Raw genomic sequence first — 4,972 nt, forward strand, 5'->3', positions numbered from 1 at the left:
CTCCAGGCGCAGGGCCAGCGGTACGGCGGTGAAGATCGACGAGTAGCTGCCGACGGTGACGCCGATCAGCAGGGCCAGCGCGAAGTCGGCCAGCGTGTCACCGCCGAGCAGTGCCAGCGCCGCCAGGATGAACGTCGCGCCCATGCCGGTGTTGATCGTGCGCGGCAGGGTCTGGAGGACCGCCGTGTTCGCCAGCGGCGCCAGCGGCTTGCGGCGGGCCGCGCCCCACAGCTCCCGCACCCGGTCGAAGACGACAACCGAGTCGTTCACCGAGTAGCCGATGACGGTGAGCAGCGCGGCGAGGAAGACCCCGTCGACGGGTTTGCCGAGCCAGGCGAACACCCCGACCAGCACCACCACGTCGTGGACCATGGCCGTGACCGTGCCGGCGGCGAAGGTCCAGCGGAAGCGCACCGCCAGGTACAGGAGTTGGCCCGCCACGGCGACGCCGAGCGCGATCAACGCGTTCTTCCGCAGCTCCGAGCCCAGACTGGGCCCGATCATCTCGTCGCTGACGCGGGTGACCTCGCCGCCCTCCTCGGCCAGCGCCGCCCGGACCCGGGCCTCCTCCTCGTCGGTCAGCTTCGGAGCCCGCACCGAGATGTCGGCCTCACCGCTGCTGTTGACCTCGGCGTTCGCGAACCCGGCGTCGGCCAGCGCCCGCCGCGCGGTGTCGACGTCGACGGGTCGGCTGGTGCTGTACTCCGTCAGCCGGCCGCCGGTGAACTCCACCCCCAGCTCCAGCCCGCGCAGCCCCACGCCGGCGCCCGCGACGACCACCACCAGAGCGGAGAGCGCGAGCAGCCGGCGGGGGTGCCGCAGCAGGTCGGGCGACCGGCGCAGCAGCCGCTCGCGGAGCCGGCCCGGCAGCGTCACCCCGTTGAGCCGGGGCCGGGCGGCCAGGAAGCGGCTGCCGGCGCAGAGTTCGGCCAGCGCCCTCGCGACCACCAGGGCGGACACCATCGAGGCGAGCACACCGATCGCCAACGTCACGCCGAAGCCGCGCACCGGACCCGACGCGAAGACGAACAGCAGCCCGGCGGCGAGCAGCGTCGTGACGTTGGAGTCCGCGATGGCCCCGCGCGCGTTGCGGAAACCGGCCGCCAGCGCCGCGCGCAGACTCCGGCGGCGTGGCGGCGCCGCCCTGTACTCCTCCCTGGCGCGTTCGAAGACCAGCACGTTCGCGTCCACCGCCATGCCGATGGCGAGGACAAAGCCGGCGAGACCCGGCAGGGTGAGCGTCACCCCGAGGCCGACCAGCGCGGCGTACGAGATCAGGCCGTAGGCGACGAGGGCGAGCGCCGCGAGCGCGCCGAAGAACCGGTAGACGGCGACGACGAACAGCGCGGTCAGCACCGTGCCGATGACCGCCGCGCGGGCGCTGGCGTCGATGGCGTCGGCGCCCAGCGTCGGCCCCACCGTCCGCTGCTCGACAACCTCCACCGGCACCGGCAGCGCACCGCCCTTGACCAGCAGCGCGAGCTGCCGCGCCTCCTGCTGGTCGAAGGAGCCGGTGATGCGGGTGGCGCCGCCGGTGATGCCGGCGCCGCAGCGCACCTCCGCGTCCACACCGGGCGAGGAGACCACCTCGTCGTCCAGCACGATGGCCACCCGGCGGCGGTCGTCGCCCGGCGGATGGCAGGCCGCGTCCCCGGTGAGCCTCGCCCAGCCCTTCCCGGAGCCCCGGAAGTCCAGCGAGACGAACCACCCGGCGGAGCCCTGCGTGTCGAGCAGCGCCTCGGCGTCCTTCACCTCGGCGCCGGTGAGTGCCGCCCGGCCGAGTTCGAGCGGACGGCCCTGCTCGTCCTCGAGCACCTTGCCCTGCGGGCTGTTGTTGTTCTTCGGGGCGTCGCCCTGCTGGTTCTCCGGGTCGCCGGCCTTCGGGCCGTCGCCCGCCGGGCCGAGTACGGGGTGGAACGTGAGCTGCGCGGTACGGCCGAGCACCTCGGCCGCCTCACGGGGATCCTGCACGTCCGGCAGTTCGACGATGATGCGGTTCTCGCCGGAACGGGTCAGTACGGGTTCGGCGACGCCGAGGGCGTCGACGCGGTTGCGCAGCACCTCCAGCGTGCGGTCGGTGACACCCCGGTCGACCTTCACGTCGGCGGTGTCCCTGGCCTCCACGACCAGTCGGGTACCGCCGCGCAGGTCGAGGCCCAGCCGGGGCGCGGTGGTGAGAGCGAGGAACGTGGACACGAGCAGGACGCACAACGCGACGACCGCTCGCACCACGGTGGCACGAGTCAAGACGGATTGCCTCCACAAGGCGTGCCGACCCGGCACCGCTCCCCACGCCGGCTCTCACCCGGGACGGCCGCCGGCCGCTGAGGGCGCGGGCCTCGGGTGGGTACGGCCGGACCGCGCCGAGCAACTGACGGCTGCGGCGGCTGACTCGACGGCTGACTGCGACGGCCGATCGCTACGGCCGACTACGACGGCGGCGGTCGGGCTCTGTGGCGTGGGGTGCGCGGTGCGGGGCGGCGAGGACGACGGACGGTCCGTACGCCGCCGCCGGCCCACCGGTCCCCGTGGCCGTGCCTCGGCCCGGGGCGTGCCCTTCCGGCCGTGGCGGTCGGGGGCTGCGGTGTGCCGGTCAGCGACCGGGCGTCGTCGGGGGCGCCCGTCCGTCGGGCAGCGCGGAGGGAGCACCGGCCGTCGCGGACGCCGGGCGCTCGGGCCGCGGCCAGCCGACCGCCGCCGGGTGCGGCGGAGCGGCCCGGGCGGGCAGTACGCCGCCGGCCGGATGCGGCTCGCGGGGGAGCGGCGGCAGCGTCGCACCCGGTGACGCGACGTCGGCGACCTGCTCGACGCCCCCACCGGGGACGTCACGGCGCGGTACGCCGTTGTCGTGCGTGCTGCCGGAGCCGTGTGTGCCGTCGGCGCTCGGCCCGGCGGTGACGGCGGCGGCGTGGGCCGCCTCCCAGAGGGCCGGCGAGGCGGCGTGCGCGGACTGGCCCAGCCCGAGCAGCACGGCGACCAGCGCGGCCAGCGTCGGCCACACGGCCGCCCGCCCGCGCCGCGCCCCGCGCGCGCCCTCGTCCACTCCCACTCCCACTCCCACTCCCGAACCGTACCGTCCGGCACTGACGGTCGTCACCGGTGACCGACGGTCAGCCGGCCCGTCAGGAGGCCAGCAGTTCCTCGATGACCGTGGCGACGCCGTCCTCGTTGTTGCTCAGCGTGCGCCCGGTCGTGGCCGCCAGGACGTCCGGGTGGGCGTTGGCCATGGCGTACGAGGCGCCGGCCCAGTCCAGCATCTCCAGGTCGTTCGGCATGTCACCGAAGGCGACCACCTCCTCGGGGGCGATGCCCCGCTCCGCGCAGCACTGCGCGAGGGTGCTGGCCTTGCTGACGCCGCGCCCGCTGATCTCCAGCAGCGACGTCGGGCTGGACCTGGTCACCTCGGCGAGGTGCCCGGCCGCCCCGCGCGCCAGCTCCAGGAACGCGTCCGGCTCCCAGCGGCCGTGCCGCACGAGCAGCTTGAGCACAGGTTCGGCGGCGTGGCCGCAGTCTTCGGAGAGCAGCTTGTCGACGGGGGCGACCGAGGCGCCCGGGTCGTCCTCGAACAGAGGGGAGTAGTGCGGCTCGTAGTGCATGCCTCCGGTGCGTTCCACCGCGAACGCCGAGCCCGGCACGGCCTCGCGCAGCGCCGTCACCACGTCCCGCGCGGCGTTCACCGGCAGCTCCCTGACCTGGACGATCCGTCGGCCGGAGTGCAGGTCCACCACCGCCGCGCCGTTGGCGCAGATGGCCAGCCCGTGGCCGTGCACATGGTCGCTGACGACGTGCATCCAGCGGGCCGGGCGGCCCGTCACGAAGAAGACCTCCACGCCCGCCCGCTCGGCGGCGGCGAGCGCAGCCACGGTACGGGCGGACACCGACTTGTCGTCGCGCAGCAACGTTCCGTCAAGATCGGTGGCGATCAGCCGGGGGCGACAGCGAGTAACGGGTGGGTGAGTCACGGTGACCATCCTCGCGCATATGCCCGCACGATTGTGCGCGAAGCCGCGCGAGTGAGCACTTTCTCACGTTACGTGTGCGCCCTCTTGTGCCCGATCTTGCCCGAACACGCGTACCTTTCCTCCCTGGAACCTCACGGGACCTCAACACAGCCGAGAAGAATCCGGCAGGTTCCTGTTATCCCGCCTGCCCGGGACGGTCTCCCAGGTGTCGGGGGAGACAGGTCCATGACCGGAGAGGACTGGGACGCACGTGGACAGGGAAGACAGCACACACCATCGCGCGCTGGTGACCGCGGCACGGGACGGTGAGCAGCGCGCCCGCGACGAGCTGGTCACCGCGTACCTCCCGCTCGTCTACAACATCGTCGGCCGCGCCCTCAACCGGCACGCCGACGTCGACGACGTCGTCCAGGAGACGTTTATCCGCGCCCTCGACGGGCTCCCCGCCCTGCGCGACCCCGACAGCTTCCGGTCCTGGCTCGTCACCATCGCCGTCAACGAGATACGCCGACTGCGCCGCCCCGACCAGCACAACGCCCACCCGGCAGACCCCCTCGACGACCCGGTGGCCCGGGACGCCGCCGACCCCGGCGCCGACTTCGTCGACCTCACCCTCCTCCACCTCGACCTCGCCGACCAGCGCCGGGAGACCGTCGAAGCCACCCGCTGGCTCGAACCCGACGACCGCACCCTGCTCTCCCTGTGGTGGCTGGAAGCCGCCGGCCGGCTCACCCGCGCCGAGGTCGCCACCGCGCTGGAACTCAGCCCCCAGCACACCGCCGTACGGATCCAGCGCATGAAGGCGCAGCTCGACGCCGCCCGGGTTGTCGTCCGCGCCCTCGCCGCCGTCCCGTCCTGCGACGGGCTCCGCCAGACCGTCGGCGTGTGGGACGGCGTCCCCTCCGCGCTGTGGCGCAAACGCATCGCCCGCCACGCCCGCGAATGCGTGCGCTGCACCGGCCACTGGAACAGGCTCGCCCCCGCCGAGGGCCTCCTCGCGGGCTTCGCCC

4 protein-coding genes are annotated in these 4,972 nt (G+C 74.1%); 1 reads left to right on the forward strand and 3 read right to left on the reverse strand.

Annotated features, from left to right (window positions below; translation table 11 throughout):
- From secD to GL263_RS21415, 3 genes are all read right to left on the reverse strand, one after another.
- The coding region (gene secD, locus GL263_RS21405) for a protein translocase subunit SecD (protein WP_182857369.1) at window positions 1–2,247 on the reverse strand (2,247 nt) is incomplete at its 3' end.
- A 346-nt stretch (window positions 2,248–2,593) separates the two neighbouring features.
- Window positions 2,594–3,061, reverse strand: a complete 468-nt coding sequence (locus tag GL263_RS21410; RefSeq protein WP_182857370.1) for a hypothetical protein — start codon at window positions 3,059–3,061, stop codon at window positions 2,594–2,596.
- Between the two features lie 61 nt (window positions 3,062–3,122).
- Complete coding sequence (locus tag GL263_RS21415; RefSeq protein ID WP_182857371.1) at window positions 3,123–3,971, reverse strand: HAD family hydrolase; 849 nt, start codon at window positions 3,969–3,971, stop codon at window positions 3,123–3,125.
- 277 nt (window positions 3,972–4,248) lie between these two features.
- Here GL263_RS21415 and GL263_RS21420 point away from each other — a divergent pair.
- Window positions 4,249–4,972: RNA polymerase sigma factor (locus GL263_RS21420; protein WP_182857372.1), on the forward strand; the 724-nt coding region annotated here is incomplete at its 3' end.

Origin of the sequence: Streptomyces durbertensis, from assembly GCF_014156695.1 — a bacterium.
GTDB lineage: Bacteria > Actinomycetota > Actinomycetes > Streptomycetales > Streptomycetaceae > Streptomyces > Streptomyces durbertensis.